Raw genomic sequence first — 25,240 nt, forward strand, 5'->3', positions numbered from 1 at the left:
TCAGCGCCCCGCTGACCATTCATCCGCCACCGCCGTGTCGTCATCATAGTCGGCTGCTTCGGCTTGCAAACCCGCGCCGCCGAGTTCCGGGGCGCCTGCTCTACCCTCATCTGCAAACACCGGACCCATGCGGTAAAGCTTGCCGATCAAGCTGACAGGCAACCCACTGACGTCGGTCATCCATTGCAGAACCTGCTCCGGCACCGGATTGCCCTGCATTGCCCGGTGCAAATCAGGCATCGCCACGAGCATGCCGGGGTGGCACTGACGCAGAAAACGCTCAAGCGCCGCGCCATTCTCGACGAAAGGTGAAAAGAGCAGGCACACCAGTTGAGCCTCGCTCAGGCCAAGGTTTTTTTGAGCCTCGGCCGCTGCCAGCACGCGCTGCTCGACCAACGTTGCCGGATTGCCAAACGCCTCTACCGCTTGTTCGCACAACCGCTCCGGCAGTTGTTTGCGCCGCATCATCACCAATGCCCGTTGCAGGTATTCGGCGACACCCGTCTCGTAGCCGCGGTCGTGCATGAAGCACGACTGCAAACCCCGCATGTGTGCAGAGATAGAAAGGCTGACGTACTCGTTGTCGCTGAGCTGAGCCGCCAGTTCGTCAGGTTGAAAACCGAGAAACTCTGTGAGCAGCGGCCAACGCTCTTCCAGGTTGCTGACCAGCATGTCGTGAATGTCGATGTACGTGGCGCGACGACAGGCCTCAAATCGTTCGGCCGGACGCCACGCAACCTGGCCATGCTCAGCATAAAAATCACAGTAGCAGTCGCTGCCCAGTTCATCGAGCAACGCGAAAAGCTCCTCGTAGCCGGTTTCGTGGTGATTCGAGGTCTTGAGCCCGGCCTTGGCGGCAGCACGTTTCAACCCGGCGAGAAACTGCTTCTGCTGACGAGGTGAGTCACTGCTGATCAATGCATCGACACCGCTGTCCCATCGAGCTATTTGCCCATAGAACTCGCCGGTGGCCAGATACCCGTCGTCCCACAGATCAAGCGGCCCGCTCCAGGCGCGACGATGGCCAACCATCAAAAGATTGAGCCGATTCGATTCACGGCCGCCTTCGGAAATCGGCGTCAGGTGGTTGAACGGCAGGACTTCCCGGTTATCAACCATCAACACTTCGACCCGAGGATCGTCGTAGAGGAACAAGGCGCTGTAGCTGCGATGGATGTTTTCCAGGGCCACAGGGCTTGCGTCGTTCAAGCGCAAGGATGCCACTCGCAACTGGAATGTCGCTGGCGCCCGGCCGGCGATACTCAGTTGTGCGGCGCGCAGCAACGCCAGGGTGTAACAACTGTCGCGGGACCCGGATTGAATCGCCAAGACCTTGTAATCGCCAATACGCTCCATGCCCCCGGCGGCCACCACCAGTCGCTGAATCATCAGCTGCAATGCCGTGCGTTCGGCGCGCGAGAAGAAACTCAGCAATCGCTGCAGCACTTGCTGATAGACATAGTTCATCGCTTGGTCATGGATATTGGTCATCTTTATTTACCTGATGCTTGTAAGTTCGATATCGCGCCAACAACGACACGCATTGCGCAATGGGTTGCTTGCCACGATTGAAGTACTGGACGTTATTGCCAAATGCTAGCACTTAAGCTTTTAGTAATTATTTGAAATAACTGGAAGTCTCCCCTGCTCCCGCCAGAGACAGGTGGCCGCTAACCCCCGCAGAGCCGCCCTCTTGCGACTGCGGGCGGCATCCTAGGAAATGTCCGACAGCGTCCCACAGACAATTAGCACAAGAAATAGAGAAAGAAGTCACCCATGTTTTTTTGGCAACTGCGCTACAACGAACTATTGGTCGGATATGTATTAACAGTGTGTATTGAAAAGTATCAAGCCGATACCCAGCCATGACTCATTCCTTGAGATGAAAGTAATCATTCAATTATCAAGGCTTATATGATGATTAGAAGATACAGATTGAGAGCAAAAACCAGTTCAGTTGCTGAACTGACCCATTGACGGGGCAATGGGACGTCTCATTTTGGCAGGTGCTGAAAACAGAAGAGTCCGTGGGGGCACGGACTCTTGCGGAGGGGCTTACATGAAGGGCTTATGCAGGTTCGACCTGGAGGGCGACCCGTTCGCGGCATGGGCATTCGTCCATGTAGCGGTGTGCTTCGACAAACTCGGCAAACGGGAAGACCCGAGTCTTGAGCGGCAGCAGAACGCGATCGGCAGTCAACTGGTTGATGTCGCGCAAGGCGCGCTGCAGCGCAACCTGGTCCTGGATGATGCCCAGTTCCGGCTTGCCGGTGAAGTTGCCGATGCAGTGCACAAAGAACTGGATGTTCTTCTGGAACGCTGCGCAGGCCGGGAATGGTGTCTGGTTGCCACCTTGCAGGCCGTACAGCACCAGGCTGCCGCGAGGTGCAAGCACATCGCCAAGCAACGACATCTGTGGACCGCCGAGACCGTCGAACACAACGTCCACGCCACGGTTGTCGGTGATCTTGTTGATCTGCATCAGCAGATCCTGTTCTTCGGTGACGATGACTTTCTCGGCACCCAGGGACAGCAGATACTCACGCTCTTCCGCTGTCTTGGTCGCGGCAATGACCCGGATACCCAGAGCCTTGCCCAGCTGTACAAAGGACGGACCGGCACAGTGACTGGCGTCAGTCACCAGAGCGAACTGCCCGGGTTTGACCCGTGCCAGATCGACATAAGCGAAGTAAGCGATCAGCAGCGGCGTGTAATGCACGCTGGCTTCGATCGGGCTGAGCACGTCCGGGTAACGGGTGAGTGCCGAGCGCGGCAGAACGATCTGCTCGCCGTAGACCGGATAATCGTTGGGGCTTTCAGCCGGGAAGCTGGCGACCTTGTCGCCGACTGCCAGATCATCGACGCCCTCGCCAACCGCCGTCACGACGCCGGACATTTCATGGCCAAGGCCTGAAGGCAGACGAGCGTGGGACGAGGCCAGGTTCTGGCGCCAGAGAATGTCGTACCAGCTGATGCCAATCGCCTCGACGCGCACCTGCACTTCGCCCGGCGCAGGGAGAGCGGCCGCATGCTCTTCGCATTTGAGCACCTCGGCTGGACCAAACTTGTGAAAACGGATCGTGCGGGACATCGCAAACCTCGTCAAAGAAACCTCTAATGCCCTGAACTCTATCTGGGCTTTCTACCCAAGACTATCAGTGGCTATTAATAGTCGACATGCCTGTCATTGATTCCGCAGCGCCGGCGACATCATCAAATGCCGTGAAACCGAAGCAGCCATTTCAGGAAAACTGAATTACTCGGTGCAGAGTAGCAGCCTTTCCCCTTAATATTCATGCCGGCCATTGTTCTCATATGGCCGCTCTCGTCAAGCTTGATGACTCTGCCAGGACTCCAGATGAATCGTAATGACCTGCGTCGTGTCGACCTGAACCTGTTGATCGTTTTCGAAACATTGATGCACGAACGCAGTGTGACCCGCGCTGCGGAGAAACTGTTCCTCGGCCAGCCGGCCATCAGTGCGGCGCTCTCGCGCCTGCGCGGGCTGTTCGATGATCCGTTGTTCGTGCGTACCGGCCGCAGCATGGAACCGTCCGCCCGGGCGGTGGAAATCTTCGCCCTGCTCTCGCCTGCACTGGATTCGATTTCCACCGCGGTCAGTCGTGCGGCGGAATTCGATCCCGCCACCAGCACTGCAGTGTTTCGCATCGGTCTGTCGGACGATGTAGAGTTCGCGCTGCTGCCGATGCTGCTCAAGCGCCTGCGCGCCGAATCACCGGGGATCGTGCTGGTGGTGCGTCGGGCCAACTACATCCTGATGCCGAGCCTGCTGGCGTCGGGCGAAATTTCCATCGGCGTCAGCTACACCGCCGACCTGCCGGCCAACGCCAAGCGCAAAGTACTGCGCCGCAGCATGCCAAAGCTGTTGCGGGCCGACACGGTGCCAGGGCCGTTGAGCCTGGATGATTTCTGTGCACGGCCTCATGCGCTGGTGTCGTTCGCCGGTGACCTGAGCGGCTTTATAGATGAAGAACTGGAAAAGCTCGGGCGCAAACGGCACGTGGTGCTCGCGGTGCCGCAGTTCAACGGGCTCAGCACGCTTATCAGCGGCACCGATATTGTCGCTACCGTGCCGGATTACACGGCTGAAGCGTTGACGGCGGCCGGCGGTGTGCGGGCTGAAGATCCGCCGTTGCCAGTGCGCAGTTTTGAATTGCACATGGCCTGGCGCGGGTCGCAGGATAATGATCCGGGCGAGCGTTGGCTGCGGTCGAGGATTCAGATGTTCTTTGGTGATCCGGATAGTTTGGCCTGATCCTGATTGTGTATGAGGGCTGATGGCCTCTTCGCGGGCAAGCCCGCTCCCACAGGGATTTGTGAACACCACAGATTCAATGTGGGAGCGGGCTTGCTCGCGATGGCAGCGACTCGATCTAACGCCTTATCTTTGCATTCCCCGCAACACAGAATTGTCATCAATCTAATTGATAGCCGCCTAACGAAAGGTGCACGCTAGAGGGCTTGGCTGGCGCTTATATCATTCCGAATGATAGTTACCTTTGCCTCATTCGATTCGTGCGATACATCCTCGCCGAGCATCATCCGTCCATTCTCAATACATTGGCGGATGCATCCATGGAACAATCACTCAAACATTTGCGCTTCCCGTTGGCCCTGTTGGCCGTACTGGTGATGAGCGCCTGCGGCAAGACTCCGGACACGGCCGCCACTATGCCCGCAGCCAAGGTCAGTGTGGCCAAGGTGCTGGAACAACCGGTCAATGAATGGGACGAATTCACCGGCCGCCTCGAGGCGCCGGAAACCGTAGAAATTCGTCCACGGGTCTCTGGTCAGATCGATGAAGTGGCCTTCACTGAAGGCGCTTTGGTCAAGAAAGGCGACCTGTTGTTCCAGATCGACCCGCGTCCATTCCAGGCCGAGGTCCGCCGCCTCGAAGCCCTGGTTGCCCAGTCCCGCGCCAACGCCACCCGCAGCGAAAACGAATCCCAGCGTGGCGAACGTCTGCGCACCAGCAACGCGATCTCCGCCGAGCTGGCCGATTCGCGCACCAGCGCTGCTCAAGAAGCCCGCGCCGCCGTCGGTGCCCTCCAGGCGCAACTGGACCTGGCCAAACTGAACCTGAGCTTCACCCGTGTTACCGCGCCGATCAGTGGTCGCGTCAGCCGCGCGGAAATCACCGCCGGCAACCTGGTGACCGCCGATACCACCGCGCTGACCAGTGTGGTGTCCACCGACAAGGTCTACGCCTACTTCGACGCTGACGAGCGTGTGTTCCTCAAATACACCCAGCTCGCTCGCCAGGGCAAACGCGGTGCTACCACGCCGGTTTACCTCGGCCTTTCCAACGAAGACGGCAACCCACACCAGGGCGTGATGAACTTCGTCGATAACCAGGTCAACCCGAAAACCGGCACCATCCGCGGTCGTGCCGTGTTCGACAACAGCGACGGCGCCTACACCCCAGGCCTGTATGCCCGTCTGAAACTGGTCGGTAGCGGCACCTATTCCGCCGTGCTGATCAACGACGAAGCGGTCGGTACCGATCTGGGTAAAAAGTTCGTGCTGGTGATGGATGCCGACAACAAGACGGTGTATCGCTCGGTCGAGCTGGGTCCGAAGATCGAAGGCTTGCGCATCGTGCGCAGCGGCCTGAACAAGGACGACACCGTCATCGTCAAGGGTCTGCAACGAGTTCGCCCTGGTTCGCCGGTCACGCCAGAAGTGATCCCGATGGCCAGTGAACAAACCCTCGCGGCACTCGCACAACAACGACAAGCGCTGGAAGCCAGCAACCTGCCCCAAGTCGCACCTGCCAAGGTCGCGCCGGGTTCGGTTGTGAAACTGGCTGCTGCGACACCACGCGGTTAAGGGATCTCTACGATGAATTTTTCCCAATTCTTCATTTCACGGCCGATCTTTGCAGCGGTACTTTCGCTGCTGATCCTGATCGCCGGTGCCATCTCGCTGTTCCAGTTGCCAATCAGCGAATACCCGGAAGTGGTGCCGCCGACCGTTGTGGTTCGTGCGAACTTCCCGGGTGCCAACCCTAAAGTCATCGGTGAAACCGTGGCCGCTCCACTGGAGCAAGCCATCACCGGCGTCGAGAACATGCTGTACATGTCCTCGCAATCCACCGCTGACGGCAAGATTACCCTGACCATCACCTTCGCCCTGGGCACCGACCTGGACAACGCACAGGTGCAGGTTCAGAACCGTGTGACCCGGACCGAGCCGAAACTTCCAGAAGAAGTGACGCGCATCGGTATCACCGTGGACAAGGCTTCGCCCGACCTGACCATGGTTGTGCACTTGACCTCGCCGGACAAACGCTACGACATGCTCTACCTGTCCAACTACGCCTTGCTCAACATCAAGGATGAGCTGGCGCGTCTGGGTGGTGTCGGTGACGTGCAACTGTTCGGTATGGGCGATTACTCGCTGCGGGTGTGGCTCGATCCGAACAAGACCGCTTCGCGTAACCTGACCGCCACCGACGTCGTGACCGCAATCCGTGAACAGAACCGTCAAGTGGCTGCCGGTGCGTTGGGGGCGCCGCCTGCGCCGAATGCCACTGCCTTCCAGCTGTCGGTCAACACGCAAGGTCGTTTGGTTTCTGAAGAAGAGTTCGAGAACATCATCATTCGCTCCGGCGAGAACGGTGAAATCACTCGCCTGAAAGACATCGCTCGCATTGAGTTGGGTTCCAGCCAATATGCGTTGCGTTCGCTGCTGAACAACCAACCGGCGGTGGCGATCCCGATCTTCCAGCGCCCTGGTTCCAACGCGATCGAAATCTCCAACGAAGTGCGCGACAAGATGGCGGAGCTGAAAAAGAGCTTCCCCGAAGGCATGGACTTCAGCATCGTCTATGACCCGACAATCTTCGTGCGCGGCTCCATCGAGGCGGTGGTTCACACCCTCTTCGAAGCGCTGATCCTCGTTGTATTGGTGGTGATCCTGTTCCTGCAAACCTGGCGCGCCTCGATCATTCCGTTGGTGGCGGTGCCGGTTTCGCTGATCGGTACGTTTGCCGTGATGCACCTGTTCGGCTTCTCGCTGAACGCCCTGTCACTGTTCGGCCTGGTGTTGGCCATCGGTATCGTGGTGGACGACGCCATCGTGGTGGTGGAGAACGTCGAGCGAAACATTGGACTGGGATTAACGCCGGTCGAAGCAACCAAACGTGCGATGCGTGAAGTGACCGGCCCGATCATCGCGACGGCGCTGGTGCTGTGTGCGGTGTTTATCCCGGCGGCCTTCATCTCCGGGTTGACCGGGCAGTTCTACAAGCAGTTCGCCCTGACCATTGCGATCTCGACCGTGATCTCGGCGTTCAACTCGCTGACCCTGTCGCCTGCGCTGGCTGCTGTGTTGCTCAAAAGCCATGACGCACCGAAGGACCGTTTCTCCAAGGTCCTCGACAAGATTTTCGGTGGCTGGTTGTTCCGTCCGTTCAACCGATTCTTTGACAAGGCCAGCCACGGTTATGTCGGCACGGTAGGCCGGGTTATCCGCAGCAGCGGTATCGCCCTGCTGCTGTATGCAGGCCTGATGGTGCTGACCTTCTTCGGTTTCGCCAACACCCCGACCGGTTTCGTCCCCGGCCAGGACAAGCAATACCTGGTGGCGTTCGCCCAATTGCCGGATGCCTCGAGCCTGGACCGTACCGAAGACGTGATCAAACGCATGTCCGACCTGGCCCTGAAACAGCCAGGCGTGGAAAGTGCGGTGGCCTTCCCTGGCCTGTCGATCAACGGCTTCACCAACAGCCCTAACGCCGGCATCGTGTTCGTGACCCTGAAACCGTTCGACGAGCGTAAAGACCCGAGCATGTCCGCCGGTGCGATTGCCGGTGCGTTGAACGGCCAGTTCGCCGGGATTCAGGAAGCCTACATGGCGATCTTCCCGCCGCCGCCGGTACAAGGCCTGGGCACCATCGGTGGTTTCCGCCTGCAGATCGAAGACCGGGGCAACCTGGGTTATGACGAGCTGTACAAAGAAACCATGAACATCATCAACAAAAGTCACAACGTGCCAGAACTGGCCGCCCTGTTCACCAGCTACACCGTGAACGTGCCACAGGTCGATGCGGCTATCGACCGCGAAAAAGCCAAGACCCACGGTGTGGCCGTCAGCGACATCTTCGACACCCTGCAGATTTACCTGGGTTCGCTGTATGCCAACGACTTCAACCGCTTCGGTCGCACCTACCAGGTCAACGTTCAGGCTGAACAGCAGTTCCGTCTCGAACCGGACCAGATCGGTCAGCTGAAAGTGCGTAACAACAAAGGCGAGATGATCCCGCTGGCGACCTTCATCAAGGTCAGCGACACCTCGGGCCCGGACCGCGTGATGCACTACAACGGCTTCATCACCGCTGAAATCAACGGTGCGGCAGCCCCCGGCTACAGCTCCGGCCAGGCCGAAAAAGCCATCGAGAAACTGCTCAAGGAAGAACTTCCGAACGGCATGACCTACGAATGGACCGACCTGACCTACCAGCAGATTCTGTCCGGTAACACCGCACTGTTTGTGTTCCCGCTCTGCGTACTGCTGGCGTTCCTGGTACTCGCGGCTCAATACGAAAGCTGGAGCCTGCCACTGGCGGTGATCCTGATCGTACCGATGACCCTGCTGTCGGCCATTACCGGTGTGATTGCTTCGGGAGGCGACAACAACATCTTCACCCAGATCGGCTTGATCGTACTGGTGGGACTTGCCTGTAAGAACGCGATTCTGATCGTCGAGTTCGCCAAGGACAAACAGCAGGACGAAGGCCTCAGCCCGCTCGCCGCGGTACTGGAAGCCTGCCGCCTGCGTCTGCGTCCGATCCTGATGACCTCCTTCGCGTTCATCATGGGTGTTGTGCCTCTGGTGTTCTCCAGCGGTGCCGGTGCCGAAATGCGTCATGCCATGGGTGTGGCGGTGTTCTCGGGGATGCTCGGGGTGACCTTCTTCGGTCTGTTGCTGACACCAGTGTTCTACGTACTGATTCGTAACTTTGTGGAGCGCGGTGAAAAGCGCAAAGCGGCCAAGGCCCTGAAACTGGAGGCGCAACAATGAGCCTGAAAGCCTTCCTGCCGAGCCTTCTGGTACTGGCCCTGAGTGCCTGTGCCGTCGGCCCGGACTACAAGACCCCAGCCACTGAGCCGGCCAACATCACGACCGCCACCGATGGCAGCGCCGGTCAGAAGAACTACGACCGCTCGCGTTTCGAAGGCATCTGGTGGCAGCAGTTCGAAGATCCGACCCTCAACCAGTTGGTGACTCAATCGCTGCAAGGCAACCGTGATTTGCGCGTAGCCTTCGCTCGCTGGAAAGCGGCCCGGGCAATTCGCGATGACGTCAGCAATGACGCCATGCCAACCATCACCAGCCGGGCCAGCAGTGACCTGGCCAAGGGTCAGATCCCGGGCCAGACCACCAAGCGGGTCAATAGCGAACGCTACGACCTGGGCCTGGACATGGCGTGGGAGATAGACCTGTTTGGGCGTATCCAGCGCAACCTGGAATCCGCCGACGCCGAACAGCAAGCGCTCGAAGCCGATCTGTACCAACTGCAAGTCTCGATGATTGCCGAACTGGTGGACGCCTACGGCCAACTGCGCGGTGCGCAGCTGCGGGAAAAGATCGCCCTGGCCAACCTGAACAACCAGCAGGAATCGAGCAAGATCACCGTCAGCCTGCGTGATGCCGGTGTCGGCGATCAGCTCGATGTGGTCCGCGCCGATGCACGACTGGCGTCCGTCGAGGCCAGTGTGCCGCAACTGCAGGCTGAACAGGTTCGGCAAAAGAACCGGATCGCCACCCTGTTGGGTGAACGTCCGGATAAGCTGACCGTCGACCTGAGTCCAAAAGACTTGCCGGCGATCGCCAAGGCCCTGCCGATCGGTGATCCGGGTGAACTGCTGCAACGTCGCCCGGACATTCTCAGCGCCGAGCGCAAACTGGCCTCCGCCACCGCCCGTATCGGCGTGGCCAAGGCTGATTTGTTCCCACGGGTCAGCCTCAGCGGTTTCCTTGGCTTCACCGCCGGGCGCGGTTCGCAAATCGGTTCCTCGGCGGCCAACGCCTGGGCACTGGGCCCAAGCATTACCTGGGCGGCGTTCGACCTTGGCAGCGTGCGCGCCCGTCTACGTGGCGCCGATGCTGATGCCGAAGGCGCCCTGGCGACCTACGAGCAGCAAGTACTGTTGGCGCTGGAAGAATCGGAAAACGCCTTTAGCGACTATGGCAAACGTCAACAGCGCTTGATCTCGCTGATTCGTCAGAGTGAATCCAGCCGCGCCGCGGCTGACCTGGCCGAAATTCGCTACCGCGAAGGCACGGCGGACTTCCTCGTCCTGCTCGACGCCCAGCGTGAGCGCCTGGCAGCGGAAGACACCCAGGCCCAGGCCGAAGTCGATCTGTATCGCGGCATTGTCGCGATTTACAAAGCGCTGGGCGGTGGCTGGCAACCAGAGACGGTCGCCAGCAAGTAATGTTTTAACGAGCTCCTTTGGTTGGCCGCAACCAACCAATTCCTTTGCCCCGCGCCTCATTCGGTCGCGGGGCTTTTTTTTTGCCAATCCCGAATTCAACGCATATCCCTGTGGGTTGTGCTGCTATCCCGGTTTTCCAGGACCGTCACGGTGGCCGTAGTCCCGGCACGCAGTCGGTTTTTGGCCGCGTAATCGGCGTCGATCTGTATCCGCACCGGTACCCGTTGCGCCAATTTGACCCAAGTGTAACTGGGGTTGATGTTGGCCAGCAGGCGACCACCAGGCAGGTTCTCCCGGTCGGAAATGGCGAAGGCAATGCTTTGCACAGTGCCGCCGAAAGTTTCGCCGCTCATCAATTCGATCCTGACCCGGTCACCCTCCTCGATTCGCGGCAGCTTGGTTTCTTCAAAGTAGCCGCTGACATAAAACGAGTCGCTATCCACCAACGCCAACAGCGCGCCACCGGCCGCGGCATAGTCACCCTGACGGGTCAGCAGGTTGGTGACGTAACCCGTCACGGGCGCTTCGACCCGGGTGCGCTGCAAGTCCAGTTCGGCCTGGGTCAATGCGGCGATGGCCAATTGCACGTTGGCCTGGGCCAAACCGAGGTTGGCCTGGTTGCGCAGCAACTCGGCCTGCGCCACCGCCACTTCCGTGCTGGACTTTTCCCATTCTTCGCCAGAAATGGCGAACCGCTGCTTGAGCGTGCGCCGTCGGCGCTCTTCACTCTGACGCTGGCGGAGCAACGCTTCACTGGCGACAATCGTTGCCTCGGACTGGCCAAGGGTGGCTTTCGCCACTTCCACCGAACGCTTGGCATGCTCAACCGCCAGGACATAGCGCGCCGGGTCGATCTCCAGCAGCAACTGGCCTTTCTCCACATGCTGGTTGTCCTGCACGCCCAGGCCAACGATGCGCCCCGAGACATCGGCGGACAAGGTCACCACATCGGCACGCACCCGTGCATCCCGGGTCCAGGGGGCGCGGGTGTAATGTTCCCAGGCAAACCAGCCGAGAACAAAAGCCAGCAATACCACCGCCACCGTTGCGAGTCGGGCAAGGATCTTCTTCAAAGCATCAGGCTCCCATCACCAGAATCAGCGTTGCGCAAACGCAGGCGTACAACGCGCCTTCGAACAAGGCTTCATGCCAGACGAACCGCAACACACCAATGCGGCGCAAGATCCAGTCCAGCAACAGGTAAATCGGTAGCGCCAGCAGTAACGCCTGGGCAATCGGCGGCAAGTAGACGCCACCCAATTCAAAATCAATGGGCAAGGGCCGGCACTCCTTCCGTTTCTGCGGGTTGAAAGTATTTGCGATGTCGCTCCAGAAACGACACCACGATCAACAACGCCACGCGCATCCTGAACACCGACCACAGGTGTTCATGAACGTCTAAATGCAAGTCGTCCATTTCATCGCCCAAGACGCGCAGGTTTCCGAGCAGTTGCTCAAGGCCAATTCCGGGCCGCCCGGCGATCAATCGTCCCGTCTCACGGACGGCATCCAGCAAGCGGTTTTGTTGTTGAGTACTGAGCAAGGTGTTGCTTTGCCCCTGTTGCCTGAGTTGATTCAACGCCACACCCAGTGCCATGCACCCAAGGCTGACTTCGAACAGCTCGCTGGATTGCTTGTCGTTGGTGGCCGGCAACAGTCCCAACATCATGGTCAGGCGATCGACCATGCGGCTTTCAAACGCAAATTGCTGCTCATCGGTGGCCGGCGTCTTCAATAATGCGTAGACCTGCTCACAATTCTCATTGAACAGTCGGCGCATCCGCAAATCGGGCCTGAACGGGAAGATCAAGGCGTAGACACTGAGCGCCAACGCGGCTGCGCAGATATACGATCCGGCAAACTCGAACCACTGAATGGCGCTGTTTTGGCCTATTTCCGTGTTTTGCGGTCCCAGCAGCAGAATGGTCGTCAGTCCAAGACCAATGCCTGTGCCCGTGGTTGGCGGACTGGACAGCCCCACCGCGACCGCATACAACAAGGGGGTGAGCAACAAGGCGAGTAACTCGAAGTCACTGATCATCGGTATCAGCAAGAACAGATACAGCGCCGACACCACCAAGGCCAGCCCCAGCCCCCTGGCAAAGCTTTGGCTGGCCAGCAACGGTCGTGGAAACGTCGCCATCAGCGAACAGAGAATCCCCACCACGATCATCCCGCCTCGAGCCCCGTCCCAAGCGGTCTCGATCCAGATCAGACCGGCCACCAGCAACGCGGTAAATGCGCGGATCGCGTTCATTGCCGCCAACGTGAAGTCCAGATGAAGTGGATTGTCCTGGCCGCGGAACATGCTACTGGCCGCACGCCCGTCCTGGATTGCGTCGCTCAGTTCGAGAATCTGGCCGAGCTGCTCCAGCATCCGCGCCTGTTCCCAGCGCAGTGCCCAGGCCAGTGAACGCAGGGTGGCCGGCATCGTCTCGGTGAGTTGTTCGGCCTTGTAGGCCTGGTCATCGAAACGCTGTTGCAGTGCCGAGAAACGCTGCCGGGCCTTGGTCGACAACGAGCGCCCTTGCAGGGCCAATTCATCGAGAAAGACCAGTTCTTCGGTGCGTAAGCGCTGTATCTCCTCCGGCAAGGCGCCTTTCCAGCGCTCGGCAAGCAGCTCGCGCTGGTGACGCAAAGCCGTCAGCCGCGACGTCAACAACACCAGCTGATTACCCAGCAACTGCACCAGTTCATTGGCGCTGCGCAACCGTGGTGCATCGAAATACAAATGCCGACGTACCCCCTCCAGGGCGCTGATCGCGCCGAGCAGCTGCATCTGCCGTCGATGGAAATCGGCTTCGCTTTCCTCGGTTCGAATGACCGCTGCGGCGTGGGTCGCAAGCAGCTTGATGACCTGATCGATCTTGGCGAAGTAATCCCGGGAAACCGCTTCCGGTCGCGCGGTGAGCAGGCTGACCACACACACGCAAGCCACCGCCAAAAGCGTCTCGGTCACGCGAGTGACGGCCAGCAGGAACGTGCCGTCCTGATCGGGCAGTGCCAGCAGCGCCACAACCACTGCCGTATACCCGCTCAGAACAAACGCCTGGGAACTGGTGTAGCGCAACAAGGTGCCGCCGGCGGTACACAGCGCCAGCCACAAAGCCAGGGTGAGGATGAAAGGCAGGGGCGCCTGGGGAAAGATCGCCATGATCAACACCGCCACGACCGCCCCGAGCGTGGTGCCGATGACCTGGCCGAAACTCCGGGCCAGGGCCATGCCGCCCAATGGCTGGCTGACGATGACCACCGCCATGATCGACCACTTGGGTTGCTCAAGGTCGAACAGGAACGCCAGATACAACGTCAGCAGCCCGGCCACGATGGTCCGCAGGGCGAACAACGCCACTCCGGGCCCGGGGTTGAGTATCGCTTTGAAGTACTGAAGCAGCGGTTGCATGGGAGCGCTCATCGAGTCATCTCCAGCAAGCGTAGTCACTGCCAAGACGCCTCGATGGGTTTCAATGTCGACGCAACCTGTAGGCATAATCATTGAAAGGCCAGACTGCCTTGAATCGACTGACTCACGTAATGAACCAAGTCTGGGTTTGACTCACAGCCTTGCCTGACCGAAGCTGGCACCTTTGCAACAGCTTGCCAGCTCCCGGATTCCTGCATGCCCCAGTCCCGCCGCTACTTGCTCATCAGCCTCTGCGTCCTGTTTGCCATCGGCGTTGCCTGGTTTTTCCTGCGCAGCACAACCCCCGCTTTGCCGGAGGCGATCAAGCGTGGCTACAGCGAGGCGCTGAACCAGGCTCGCGCAGGGCAACCGGGCGCAGCGCGGGTCCTCTACCAGCAACTGGGCCGCTCTGATATATCGGCCAAACGCCGCGTCTGGTTGCATGCCGAACTGCCCAACTACCCCAGCTCCGTGGCCCTGAAACTGGCGGATGCGGACTTGCAGCATGAATCGCCGGACGTGCGCATCGCGGCGATCAAAAGCATCAACGGTCTGGTGCCCAGCGGCCAGCGCAGCCTGCTGCTGGGCCCGCTGCTCGATGACAGCGAACAGCGCGTCCGCTATGCCGCCGTGAACGCCTTGCTGGGGCTATCGCCGGACGATCTCGGTTTGTACTTCGGGCCGCTGGAGCAAGCCATCGATGCCTGGGAACAGGACCTGAAGAGTCAACCGGAAAGCGCCGACAACCAATATCAACTGGCTCGGCTGCATCTGCACAATGCCGAATTGAAAGAGGCGCAGCAGGCACTGCAGAACACCTTGCGTCTTGCGCCCGGCAACCTGCCCGCGCTGGTGATGCAAATCGACGTGCTGGATCGCCTGGGCCAAAACGATGCTGCCCGGCAGCTGTTGGCCAAACAGCTAAAGGCTCAGCCCGACTCGGCCTACCTGCAACATGCCCTGGGGCTTTGGCTGCTGCATCACGGGCAAAGTGAGTTCGCCCTCCTCGGCCTTTCCAAAGCCGTGGAGCTGGAGCCGGACAACAAGGATTACCGCTACGACCTGGCCACCACGCTTCACGATGAACAGGAGCTGGAAGCGGCGCAGAAGCAGTTGCAGGAGATCGTCCAGCGCCACCCGGCCGACCGGAGAGCCCGGGTATTGTTGATCAACTACTGGAAAGAAAGCGGACAGTTGCAGAACGTACAGATTCTGCTGGCGCAACTTGAACAACTCAATCCCGACGACCCCGCTTTGCAGCAAGGGCTCTAACAACAGCAAAAATTTCGTTGAACTCGTCGTCTCGGCCAAGGGTCAAGAGAACAGGCAGTCCATTCAGGCACTTACGGCCTGCTGCCTCGTTTCCCCTAGTCATGAGAGGGCATTTTTTGTCTACATCTAACGAGTTGATCAGTGCAAAAGCCGCCACCGGCATCGAAGGTCTGGATGACATCCTGGCCGGTGGTTTGTCCCGCGGGCATGTGTTTTTACTGGAGGGTGAGCCCGGAACCGGCAAAACCACCGTCGCTTTGCATTTCCTGTTGGCCGGTGCCCGAGCCGGCGAACGCTCGTTGTACATCACCCTGTCCGAGACCGAACGCGAATTGCGCCAAGGGGCCTTGTCCCATGGTTGGAAGCTGGATGAAAACATCCACATCTTCGAGCTGACGCCCCCGGAAAGCCTGCTCAATGCCGAGCATCAGCAGAGCTTGTTGTATTCCTCGGACCTTGAACTGGGCGAAGCCACCAAGCAGATTTTCGAAGTGGTCGAACGTGTCAAGCCGACCCGCGTGGTGCTCGACAGTCTTTCCGAGATCCGTCTGCTGGCCCAAAGCTCATTGCGCTACCGTCGCCAGATCCTCGCGATCAAACACTACTTTGTGCGCTATGACGCCACAGTGGTGTTGCTGGACGACCTGACCACCGAATCCCTCGACAAAACCGTGCACAGTGTGGCCCACGGCGTCATTCGCCTTGAGGAACTGACCCCCAATTATGGCGCCGAGCGTCGGCGGATCCGTGTGGTGAAATACCGTGGCCAGAAGTACCGAGGCGGGTTTCACGACTTCACCATCATGGGCGATGGCGTGCATGTGTTCCCGCGTCTGGTGGCCGCCGAGCATCGCGGTCGCTATATCCGCCAGCAGTTGACCAGTGGCATCAAGGCAATGGATGCCTTGCTCGGTGGCGGAATCGAAACCGGTTCCAGCACGTTGATCCTTGGCCCGGCCGGTACCGGCAAATCCCTGATCTCGATGATCTTCGCCGCTGCCGCCGTGGCCCGTGGCGAAAAAGCTGCGCTGTTCATTTTCGATGAAGAGCTCGGGTTGCTGTTCGAGCGCATGAAGAACATCGGCATCGACCTCCAGGCGCTACAAGACACTGGCAACCTGCTGATCGAGCAAGTCGACGCGGCTGAGTTGTCCCCCGGAGAGTTTTCCTACCGGGTTCGTCGCTGCGTCGATGAGGGCAACATCAAGACCGTAGTGATCGACAGCATCAATGGCTATCAGGCGGCAATGCCAGAGGAAAACGCGCTGGTACTGCACATGCACGAGTTGCTGCTGTACCTCAATCGCCAGGGCGCCGCGACCTTCATGACCGTCGCCCAGCACGGACTGGTCGGTGACATGCAGGCTCCCGTCGACATCACCTATCTGGCCGATACGGTCATCCTGCTGCGCTACTTCGAGGCATTGGGCAAGGTTCGCCGGGCAATCTCGATCATCAAGAAACGCACGGGCAGCCATGAGTCAACCATTCGGGAATACCGAATCAGCGCTCAGGGCATGACCATTGGTGAACCGCTGGATGCATTTCAGGGTGTATTGCGCGGTGTCCCAACCTATCTGGGTGCCAGCAACCCCTTGCTTGAGGAACAAAGCCCGTGATTGCCCGGGAAGCGATGTCCGAGCGCGCGATCATTCTCGCGCCGTTGGGTCGTGACAGCCAGATTGCGCTGATGATGCTCAATGAAGCGGGTTACGACGGGGTGATTACGCGGGATCTGGTGGCGTTGTGCAGTGAACTGGAGCAAGGGGCAGGATTGCTGCTGATCTCTTCCGAGGCCTTGTTGGGCGGTGACCTTGAACCGCTCCTAGGCCGAATCGAGCAACAACCGGCCTGGTCCGACCTTCCGATTGTATTGATGACCTACCATGGCGGCCCGGAACAAAACCCGGCGTCGCGCTACGGCCCACAGTTGGGGAACGTGACCTTTCTTGAGCGCCCTTTTCACCCGGTCACGTTGATCAGCCTGGTGACCACCGCGTTGCGCGGACGTCGACGACAGTACGAAGCCAGGGACCGGCTGATCGATCTGAGTCAAAGCGAACTGCGGTTGCAAAACACCCTCGAAACCCTCGAACAGCAGGTCGAGGAACGCACCGCCCAGCTACGACACAATGAAGAAGCCCTGCGCCAATCGCAGAAGATGGAAGCGGTCGGCCAGCTCACCGGCGGTATCGCCCACGACTTCAACAACATGCTGACCGGCATCATCGGCAGCCTGGAGCTGCTGCGCCGACGTCTGGCCCGTGGGCGCACCGACGATCTGGACAGTCTTATCGACCTGGGCGTGACCTCAGCCAACCGCGCGGCAGGCCTGACCCACCGTCTGCTGGCGTTCTCCCGGCGTCAGTCGCTGGACTCCAAACCCGTGGAGATGAACACTCTGGTGGTCTCCATGGGCGAATTGCTTCAGCGCAGCATCAACGAAACCATTCAGTTGGACATACAGCTGAACGAGCAACTCTGGGTGGCCGAGGCCGATCCCAATCAACTGGAAAGCGCCCTGCTCAATCTGGTGATCAATGCTCGGGATGCGATGCCCGATGGCGGCAAACTGGTGGTGAAGACCAGCAATCAGCATCTGGACATTGGCTACACCGAGGCCCAGAGCAACCTTCAACCGGGTGATTACGTGGTGCTGAGCGTCACGGACACCGGCTGTGGCATGCCGCAAAGCACCGTCAACCGAGCCTTTGACCCGTTCTTTACCACCAAGCCGATCGGCCAGGGCACAGGCCTTGGACTGTCGATGATTTATGGTTTCAGCAAACAATCGCGCGGCCACGTCGCCATTCACAGTGAAGTGGGCGAAGGCACCACGGTGAGTCTGTTCCTCCCGCGATTCGGCGGTGACGTGCCTCAGGACAGCCCGGTGGACATCCAGCACGCTCCGTTCGCACAGAATGGCGAAACGGTGCTGATCGTCGAAGACGATCCGGCGGTGCGGGTGTTGGTCAGTACGGTGTTGAGTGATCTGGGCTATGCCTTCATCGAGGCTGGCGATGCCGACAGCGCGGTGCCGATTCTCGACTCCGGGCAGCGTATCGATCTGTTGATCAGCGACGTTGGATTGCCCGGCATGAATGGCCGGCAACTGGCTGAAATTGGCCGGCAATACCGGCCGGATCTGAAGGTATTGTTCATCACCGGCTACGCTGAGCACGCGGCGGTGCGCGGTGGCTTCCTTGATCCTGGCATGCAGATGATCACCAAGCCGTTCACCTTCGACCTGTTGACGGCGAAGGTGCGGGAGATGATCCGGATCTGAAGATCACTTGTGTAGGAGCTGCCGAAGGCTGCGATCTTTTGATCTTGCTTTTATAAGATCAAAAGATCGCAGCCTTCGGCAGCTCCTACGATAGTACGCGGGATATCAGGAGAGCATTTCCTGCATAAGTTCTTGCAGTACATCCAGATCAAACGGCTTGGCCAGGATCGGTGCTTTACGAGTGATCGGGCTGTCCGTCTCGCGGATCTCCTGCGGATAACCGCTGATAAAGATCACCTTGAGTTCCGGTCGCAGCTTCACGGCAGGTTCAGCAATCTGGACGCCAGAGATTCCGCCCGGCAGGCGGAAATCGGTGATCATCATGTCCAGGTGCGGTTTGCTCGACAGAATTTCGAAGGCCTGCTCGCCGTTTTCGGCCTGCAGTACCCGGTAGCCCTCACCCGACAGATAGGCCGACAGCACCATCAAAATCGAGGGGTCATCTTCGACGATCAATACGACGTCTTGTGCATCTTCACTCATGGGAAGCCTTTGTTCGGTCAATAGCTGCTGATACGACCGTGGGGTCGATCAGAGGTTGCGTTTATCTGGCTGTTTTCCTACAGCGGCAGACAAACGCGAAACAAGGCGCCTTCGCCAATCCGGCTTTCGACGGTAATGGAACCGCCATGGGCGGCCACAATCTGCTCGGAAATAAACAAGCCCAAGCCCAACCCCGCGACCGCGTGTTTGACCGTGACGCGTTCGAACTGCTGGAAAATACGCTTTTGGTTCTCTTCGCCGATGCCGATCCCAAGATCGCGCACTTCCACCCGAGCCTGACCGTTCTCACTGTACACCTTAACGGTGATCGGACTCTTGGCGCCGTAGCGTAAAGCATTGGTCAGCAGGTTGGAGATCACCTGTTCAATGCGAAATTCGTCCCAGCTGCCCACCACCGGTTGCCCGGCCTCCAGGGTGACCGAGGACTCGGCAGCATCGACCTGCGGTGCAAAGTTCTGCAACAAGCCGCGAACCAGCGCCGACAGATCGAAACGCGTCGGTCGGATCGACAACTTGCCGGTACGAATGCGCGACACATCGAGCATGTCTTCGATCAGTCGGATCAGGCTTTTGATCTGCCGCTCGTCGCGGTCGACCATCGCGTGCATCTTGTCCAGGGTGAACGCCGCGGCGTTATCCCGGGCCAAGTGCATCTTGCGCAACTGGGTTTCGAGGATCAGGCCATTGAGCGGCGTGCGGACTTCGTGGGCAACGATGGACATGAAGTCATCGCGCATGCGCACCGCTTGCTCCAGTTCCAGCTGAGTACTCTGTAACTGCTTGAGCAGCGCTTCCTGCTCGCGGCGGCTTTGCTCCAGCTCCTCGACCTGCTGTTTCATCGCCTTGCTTTGGCGAAACAGTTCGACGAACACGTTGACCTTGCTCTTGACCGCGTGGATATCCAGCGGTTTGTAGAGGAAATCCACGGCGCCGCTTTCGTAGCCCTTGAACGCGTAGTTCAGCTCACGACCGGCCGCACTGACGAACACGATCGGGATGTTCTTGGTCTTTTCCGTGCCGCGCATCAGTTCGGCCAATTCGAAGCCGTTCATGCCGGGCATCTGCACGTCGAGAATGGCCATGGCGAATTCGTGTTGCAGTAACAGCGACAAGGCTTCGTCGGCGGACAAAGCTTTATAGACGATACGGTCTTCGCGCCTGATCAACGCTTCGAGCGCCAACAAGTTCTCCGGCAGATCGTCGACGATCAGCAATTTGGCCTGGATAGTACTTAGCATGCGATTCGTTCCAGCTCGACAAGCAAACGGCCAATGCCGCGTATAGGGAGAATGTGGTCCGGCTGGTGTATATCAAGCGCAGCCTGGGGCATGGTCGAGACCTGGGCTTCATCCGGGTCCTGCACGATGGTCATGCCGCCACGACGCTTCACCTGGGCCAGGCCGCGGGCACCATCCTGGTTGGCACCGGTCAGCAACACGGCGGCCAGAGCCGGACCATAGGCATCGGCCGCGGACTCGAACAGAAAATCGATGGCGGGTCTCGAATAGTGCACGCGGGGTTCCAGGCTCAAGGAAAAACTGCGGTCTTGCTCCACCGACAAGTGATAACCGGGCGCTGCGAAATACAGAGTTCCGGCTTCGACCCGCGTCTTGTCATGGGCTTCCAGAACAGGCATGGACACGCGCCGTGCGAATACTTCAGCCAGTTGACTGCGACGCTCGTCGGGCAGGTGCAACACCACAATAATCGGCAGGACAAAGCCCTCGCGCAGTGGACTGAGAATGTTCAGCAACGCCTCTACTCCACCGGCCGAGGCGCCGATCACAATCGCTTCTATAGAAGGCAAACCCGCTGCTTTGTTCATGATTTGCGGTAGATCCGTTCTTGTTTGACCAAGGGCTCGAACTGTTTGCCGAAGGCCGAGAAATCCAGGGTTTCCTTGCTGCCCAGCACTAAAAATCCACGGTGACAAAGCGACTCGTGAAACAAGCCAAATGCACGATCCTGAAGTTTTTTGTTGAAATAAATCAAAACATTACGACACGAAATTAATTGAGTTTCTGAAAAGACACTGTCAGTCGCCAGGCTGTGATCGGCAAAGGTCACGTTCTCACACAGCGTCTTGTCGAAAATGGCGTAACCGTAGGCCGCCGTGTAGTAGTCGGCGAACGAACGCTGGCCACCTGCCTGCTGGTAGTTATGAGTGTAGGCGCGGACATTCTCCATGGAGAAAATCCCTTGCTTGGCCTTGTCCAGCGAGCGCGGATTGATGTCGGTGGCGTAGATGATGGTGCGATCGAGCAAGCCTTCTTCGCGCAGCAGAATGGCCATCGAATAGACCTCTTCCCCCGTGCTGCAACCAGCGATCCAGATTTTGATCGAGGGGTAAGTCTTGAGCAGCGGCACCACTTCCTTGCGGATCGCCAGGAAATGCGAAGGGTCACGGAACATTTCGCTGACCGGAATCGTCAGCAGTTGCAGCAACTGCATGAACGCCGTCGGGTCGTGCAGGACCTTTTCCTGCAACGCTGAAATGGTCGTGCACTCGAACTGGCTCAACGCGTGATTGACCCGGCGCTTGATCGAAGCGCCGGAGTAGTCGCGAAAGTCATAGCTGTATTTGAGGTAGATCGCCTCGATCAACAGGCGAATTTCGATTTCGCTATTTCGCTCCACTGAAAAATTGCGTTCCACTAAATGCGTTCCATTTTTGGTAACCACACGCGAATCAGCGAGAACAGGCGATCCAGGTCAATGGGCTTGGCCAGGTAATCATTGGAGCCCGCTTGCAAGCAGCGCTCCTGATCGTCCTTCATGGCCTTGGCCGTCACCGCAATGATCGGCAGCTTGCGCCAGCGCGGGTCCTTGCGGATCTCGATGGTGGCTTCGTAACCATCCATCTCCGGCATCATCACGTCCATCAACACCAGGTCGATGTCCTCGACTTCATTCAGTCTTTCAATCGCTTCACGGCCGTTCCGGCCGATGACCACGACTGCACCCTTTTGCTCCAGGGCACTGGTGAGGGCGAAGATATTGCGTACATCGTCGTCCACCAGCAGCACCTTGCGACCCTCGAAGACCTTGTCGCGGCTGCGCGCGGTCTTGAGCATCCTTTGCCGTTCATGGGACAACCTGGATTCGACTTTGTGCAGAAAGAGTGTGACCTCATCGAGCAAACGCTCAGGCGAGCGCGCGCCCTTGATGATGATCGAGCGCGAATACTTGCGCAGCTCGGCCTCTTCGTCCCGGGTCAGGTTGCGCCCGGTGTAGACGATCACAGGCGGGAACGAGCAGATATCTTCCGTGGACATGCGCTTGAGCAGGTCGTTGCCAAGCATGTCCGGCAGCTTCAGGTCGATGATCATGCAATCAAAAATCGTCGTGCGCAGCAGGTCCAGCGCATCTTGTGCCAGGCCAACGGCAGTGATCTCGATGTCATCGTCGCCGATCAGTCGGGCAATGCTGTCGCGCTGCAGATCATCGTCTTCGACCAGCAGGACGCGTTTGACCTTCTGGGTCAGCTTGGCTTCAAGGCGGGCAAACACGTCCTTGAGTTCTTCGCGGGTAGTCGGCTTGACCGCGTAACCAATGGCGCCCATGTGCATCGCGGCTTCGACCCGGTCTTCCACGGAAATCACATGCACCGGAATGTGCCGGGTTTCAGCGTGTTCCTTCAGGCGTTGCAACACTGTCAGCCCGGAATGATCCGGCAAGCGCATGTCCAGCAAAATGGCGTCCGGGATGAACTCTTTGGCCAGCTCGTAACCTTCATCCGCCCCGTGCGCTACCAGGCACTGATACCCAAGCTCATGCGCCAGGTCGTAAAGGATATTGGCAAAGTTCGGCTCGTCTTCCACCACCAGAATGCAACGAGTGGTGAATGGCGTCTTGGTGCGATCGTCGTCGAAGCGCGGGATATCGACTTCGGCAATCAGGGGCACCAGCGCAGCAGTCGTCACTCGCGGCGTAAGGGCAACCGGTGTAGCTCTCATCGGTTCGACAAGCTCTTCGCCCGGTTCAACGTATTGCTGCGGCAAAACCAGCGTAAACACACTGCCCTGCCCCGGCTCGCTGGTGACACTGATGGAACCGCCGAGCAAGGCGGCCAGGTCACGGGAAATCGACAAGCCCAGGCCGGTGCCGCCGTAACGGCGATTGGTGGTGCCATCGGCCTGGCGGAATGCTTCGAAAATGCTGTCCTGCTGATCCGCGGCAATGCCAATCCCCGAATCGCGAATGATAAAGGCGATACCGTCGCCTGACTGGCTGGCGACCGTCAGGCTGACCGTGCCTCTTTCGGTGAATTTCACCGCGTTGGACAGCAGGTTCTTGATGACCTGCTCCAGCCTCTGGCGGTCGGTAAAGATCATCATCGGCGCACCGGCCTGCATTTCGACCTGGAAATCCAGTTTCTTGTCTGCAGCCAATGGCTGGAACATCCCGCGCAAGCCATCCACCAGACGGGCGACGCTGGTGTTCTCCGGTCGTATTTCAAGCTTGCCGGCCTCGACCTTGGAAATGTCGAGAATGTCGTTGATCAAGTTGAGCAAATCATTGCCGGCGGAGTAAATCGACTCGGCAAACTTGACCTGCTCGGCGCTGAGGTTTTCCTGGGGGTTTTCCGCCAGCAACTTGGCCAGGATCAACGAGCTGTTCAGCGGCGTGCGCAACTCGTGGGACATGTTGGCGAGGAATTCAGACTTGTACTTGCTCGAGCGCTGCAACTCTTCGGCGCGTTCTTCGAGCTGGGTCTGGGCCTGATTGAGCTCGGTGTTCTTCAGGTCCATAGCGTCGCGCTGGTCGGCCAGAATCTCTGCTTGCTCGGCGAGTTGCTCATTGGTTTGTTCAAGCTCGACCTGCTGGGTCTCCAGATGCGCCTGGGACTCCTTGAGAATCCGCGACTGTTCTTCCAGCTCTTCGTTGGCGGTCTTGAGTTCTTCCTGCTGGACTTGCAGTTCTTCATTGAGCTGCTGGGTTTCGGCCAGCACTTCCTGCAAGCGCTGGCGATAGCGAGCGGCCTCGATGGACGTGCCGATGTTGCCGGCAATCAGTTCAAGCAATTCGACATCACGGTCCGTCAGCGGGCGCAGGAAGCCCAGTTCGATCACACCGTTGACCCGATCGTCGTCACTGGTTGGCACGACCAGCACGCTATGCGGCAGGCCTTCGCCCAGACCGGAGCTGACCTTGAAGTAATCGCTCGGTACGTCCTCAAGACGAATCAAGCGAGCCTGGTTCGCTACCTGGCCGACAATGCCTTCATCGCTGTAAATCTGCTGTTCGCGCGCTTCCTGCTCGCGGGAGAAACCGTAAGACGCAATGCGCTTGAGACCACCATGGTCTTCGCGGACATAAATGGCTGCTACGGCGGAGCCCAGGTACTGCGCACAGAACTGCAGAATGTTGCGGCCCAGCAGATTAAGCGACAGTTGCCCCAGCACTTGTTCGGCCAGTTCGGTCTGGCCATTGCGCAGCCAGGCCTGCTGTTCCAGACGCTGGGCGCTGGCCTGTTGCGCGGCGAGGTTGGCGCTGTAACTTTGTGAAAGGTTGAGCAAATCCCGACGGCCAATGTAGGCCAGCAATGCGCTGATCCCGGCGATGAACAACAGATAAAGGCTGATGCTCCAGATCGTGGTGCGGCGCACTTCCTCGTTGCGCGTGGTGCGCAACTGTTGCTCCATGTCGATCACGTCTTCGAATTGCTTGCGGATCTCATCGGTCAGCCGCTTGCCGCGCCCGGCCTTGACTACGCTGCGGTAATCGCCGCTGGCGCGCTGCAAATCGATCATTGTCTGCGCGTAAGTGGCCCACTCATTCTGCAAGGCCTGGAGCCGGTGCAGACGGTCGGACTGCACCGGGTTGTCCGCGGTCAGTTCGAGCAAGGTATTGAGGGCGACAGCGATTCGCGGCTTGGCCGTTTCGTAGGGTTCAAGGAAGTGCTCGTCGCCAGTGAGCAGGAAGCCGCGCATACCGGTTTCCAGATCGACGGTCAGCTTGACCGCTTCATTGGCGTTATTGATCACCCGGTCGGTGTGCTCGACCCACTGGATCACCGACAGCAGGTAAGTGATCAGCGAAACAAAGAACACTGCACTGAGCACGCCGACACCCAACGGCAGGCTGACATTGCGGCTCAGGAGTTTACGAAATCGTTGCTCATCAACCGAAGACGCGGATGTCATGGGGGAAACCTTGTCGAGCTGTTGAAAACCAAGGAGTTTGCCCCAAAAGCGCCGGATTGATCCAATTTTCTGACACCTTTTCGCGCAAAATCCTACATTCCACTGCTACACCGTAAAGGAGCGGTTATCCTTGCCAGCACTTGTGCGGCTATTCTTTTTTCTACCG

17 protein-coding genes are annotated in these 25,240 nt (G+C 58.9%); 7 read left to right on the plus strand and 10 right to left on the minus strand.

The window, feature by feature from the left end:
* Both ACA059_RS15900 and ACA059_RS15905 read right to left on the minus strand, forming a co-directional pair.
* Positions 1–1,491: a hypothetical protein gene (locus tag ACA059_RS15900; RefSeq protein WP_497630023.1), complete on the minus strand. Its 1,491-nt coding sequence runs from the start codon at positions 1,489–1,491 to the stop codon at positions 1–3.
* Positions 1,492–2,068: 577 nt separating this feature from the next.
* Entirely contained in the window at positions 2,069–3,091 is a 1,023-nt protein-coding gene (locus tag ACA059_RS15905; RefSeq protein ID WP_497265530.1) for a zinc-dependent alcohol dehydrogenase family protein, read from the minus strand.
* 267 nt (positions 3,092–3,358) lie between these two features.
* On the opposite strand from ACA059_RS15905, the gene ACA059_RS15910 reads away from it, so the two are divergent.
* The 4 genes from ACA059_RS15910 (at position 3,359) to ACA059_RS15925 (ending at position 10,463) form a co-directional block, all read left to right on the plus strand.
* Positions 3,359–4,276: a LysR family transcriptional regulator gene (locus tag ACA059_RS15910; RefSeq protein ID WP_008156370.1), complete on the plus strand. Its 918-nt coding sequence runs from the start codon at positions 3,359–3,361 to the stop codon at positions 4,274–4,276.
* A 320-nt stretch (positions 4,277–4,596) separates the two neighbouring features.
* Positions 4,597–5,850, plus strand: coding sequence for a multidrug efflux RND transporter periplasmic adaptor subunit MexE (mexE, locus tag ACA059_RS15915; protein ID WP_008156373.1), 1,254 nt, complete (start codon positions 4,597–4,599; stop codon positions 5,848–5,850).
* Between the two features lie 12 nt (positions 5,851–5,862).
* Entirely contained in the window at positions 5,863–9,045 is a 3,183-nt protein-coding gene (locus tag ACA059_RS15920; RefSeq protein WP_201181429.1) for an efflux RND transporter permease subunit, read from the plus strand.
* Positions 9,042–10,463: an efflux transporter outer membrane subunit gene (locus ACA059_RS15925; RefSeq protein WP_140683934.1), complete on the plus strand. Its 1,422-nt coding sequence runs from the start codon at positions 9,042–9,044 to the stop codon at positions 10,461–10,463. Before ACA059_RS15920 ends, ACA059_RS15925 begins: the two co-directional genes overlap by 4 nt.
* Before the next feature lie 95 nt (positions 10,464–10,558).
* Here ACA059_RS15925 and ACA059_RS15930 read toward each other — a convergent pair whose 3' ends face one another.
* From ACA059_RS15930 to ACA059_RS15940, 3 genes are read right to left on the minus strand one after another with little or no spacing between them, the layout of a single operon-like run.
* Positions 10,559–11,536 (minus strand): HlyD family secretion protein, encoded by a 978-nt coding sequence (locus ACA059_RS15930; protein WP_497630024.1) that lies wholly within the window; start codon positions 11,534–11,536, stop codon positions 10,559–10,561.
* 4 nt (positions 11,537–11,540) lie between these two features.
* Positions 11,541–11,741 (minus strand): DUF1656 domain-containing protein, encoded by a 201-nt coding sequence (locus ACA059_RS15935; protein WP_008156381.1) that lies wholly within the window; start codon positions 11,739–11,741, stop codon positions 11,541–11,543.
* Entirely contained in the window at positions 11,731–13,878 is a 2,148-nt protein-coding gene (locus ACA059_RS15940) for an FUSC family protein (RefSeq protein WP_497630025.1), read from the minus strand. The genes ACA059_RS15935 and ACA059_RS15940 overlap by 11 nt, the downstream gene beginning before the upstream one ends.
* 204 nt (positions 13,879–14,082) lie before the next feature.
* On the opposite strand from ACA059_RS15940, the gene ACA059_RS15945 reads away from it, so the two are divergent.
* The 3 genes from ACA059_RS15945 to ACA059_RS15955 all read left to right on the plus strand — a co-directional run bounded on the left by ACA059_RS15945 (position 14,083) and on the right by ACA059_RS15955 (position 18,424).
* Complete coding sequence (locus ACA059_RS15945) at positions 14,083–15,138, plus strand: tetratricopeptide repeat protein (protein WP_497630026.1); 1,056 nt, start codon at positions 14,083–14,085, stop codon at positions 15,136–15,138.
* Between the two features lie 116 nt (positions 15,139–15,254).
* Positions 15,255–16,757: an ATPase domain-containing protein gene (locus ACA059_RS15950; RefSeq protein WP_497630027.1), complete on the plus strand. Its 1,503-nt coding sequence runs from the start codon at positions 15,255–15,257 to the stop codon at positions 16,755–16,757.
* 14 nt (positions 16,758–16,771) lie between these two features.
* Positions 16,772–18,424: an ATP-binding protein gene (locus tag ACA059_RS15955; RefSeq protein WP_497634688.1), complete on the plus strand. Its 1,653-nt coding sequence runs from the start codon at positions 16,772–16,774 to the stop codon at positions 18,422–18,424.
* Between the two features lie 105 nt (positions 18,425–18,529).
* Here ACA059_RS15955 and ACA059_RS15960 read toward each other — a convergent pair whose 3' ends face one another.
* The 5 genes from ACA059_RS15960 to ACA059_RS15980 all read right to left on the minus strand — a co-directional run bounded on the left by ACA059_RS15960 (position 18,530) and on the right by ACA059_RS15980 (position 25,074).
* Positions 18,530–18,907 (minus strand): response regulator, encoded by a 378-nt coding sequence (locus tag ACA059_RS15960; protein WP_008146959.1) that lies wholly within the window; start codon positions 18,905–18,907, stop codon positions 18,530–18,532.
* A gap of 77 nt (positions 18,908–18,984) precedes the next feature.
* Positions 18,985–20,166, minus strand: a complete 1,182-nt coding sequence (locus ACA059_RS15965) for a hybrid sensor histidine kinase/response regulator (RefSeq protein WP_497630028.1) — start codon at positions 20,164–20,166, stop codon at positions 18,985–18,987.
* A complete protein-coding gene (locus ACA059_RS15970) occupies positions 20,160–20,753 on the minus strand; it encodes a chemotaxis protein CheB (RefSeq protein ID WP_497630029.1) in 594 nt (197 codons plus the stop codon). The genes ACA059_RS15965 and ACA059_RS15970 overlap by 7 nt, the downstream gene beginning before the upstream one ends.
* Positions 20,750–21,583, minus strand: a complete 834-nt coding sequence (locus ACA059_RS15975) for a CheR family methyltransferase (protein ID WP_497630030.1) — start codon at positions 21,581–21,583, stop codon at positions 20,750–20,752. The genes ACA059_RS15970 and ACA059_RS15975 overlap by 4 nt, the downstream gene beginning before the upstream one ends.
* Entirely contained in the window at positions 21,583–25,074 is a 3,492-nt protein-coding gene (locus tag ACA059_RS15980; protein ID WP_497630031.1) for a response regulator, read from the minus strand. Before ACA059_RS15980 ends, ACA059_RS15975 begins: the two co-directional genes overlap by 1 nt.
* Positions 25,075–25,240 lie beyond the last annotated feature (166 nt).

It is taken from the genome of Pseudomonas sp. LBUM1647 (assembly GCF_059716175.1).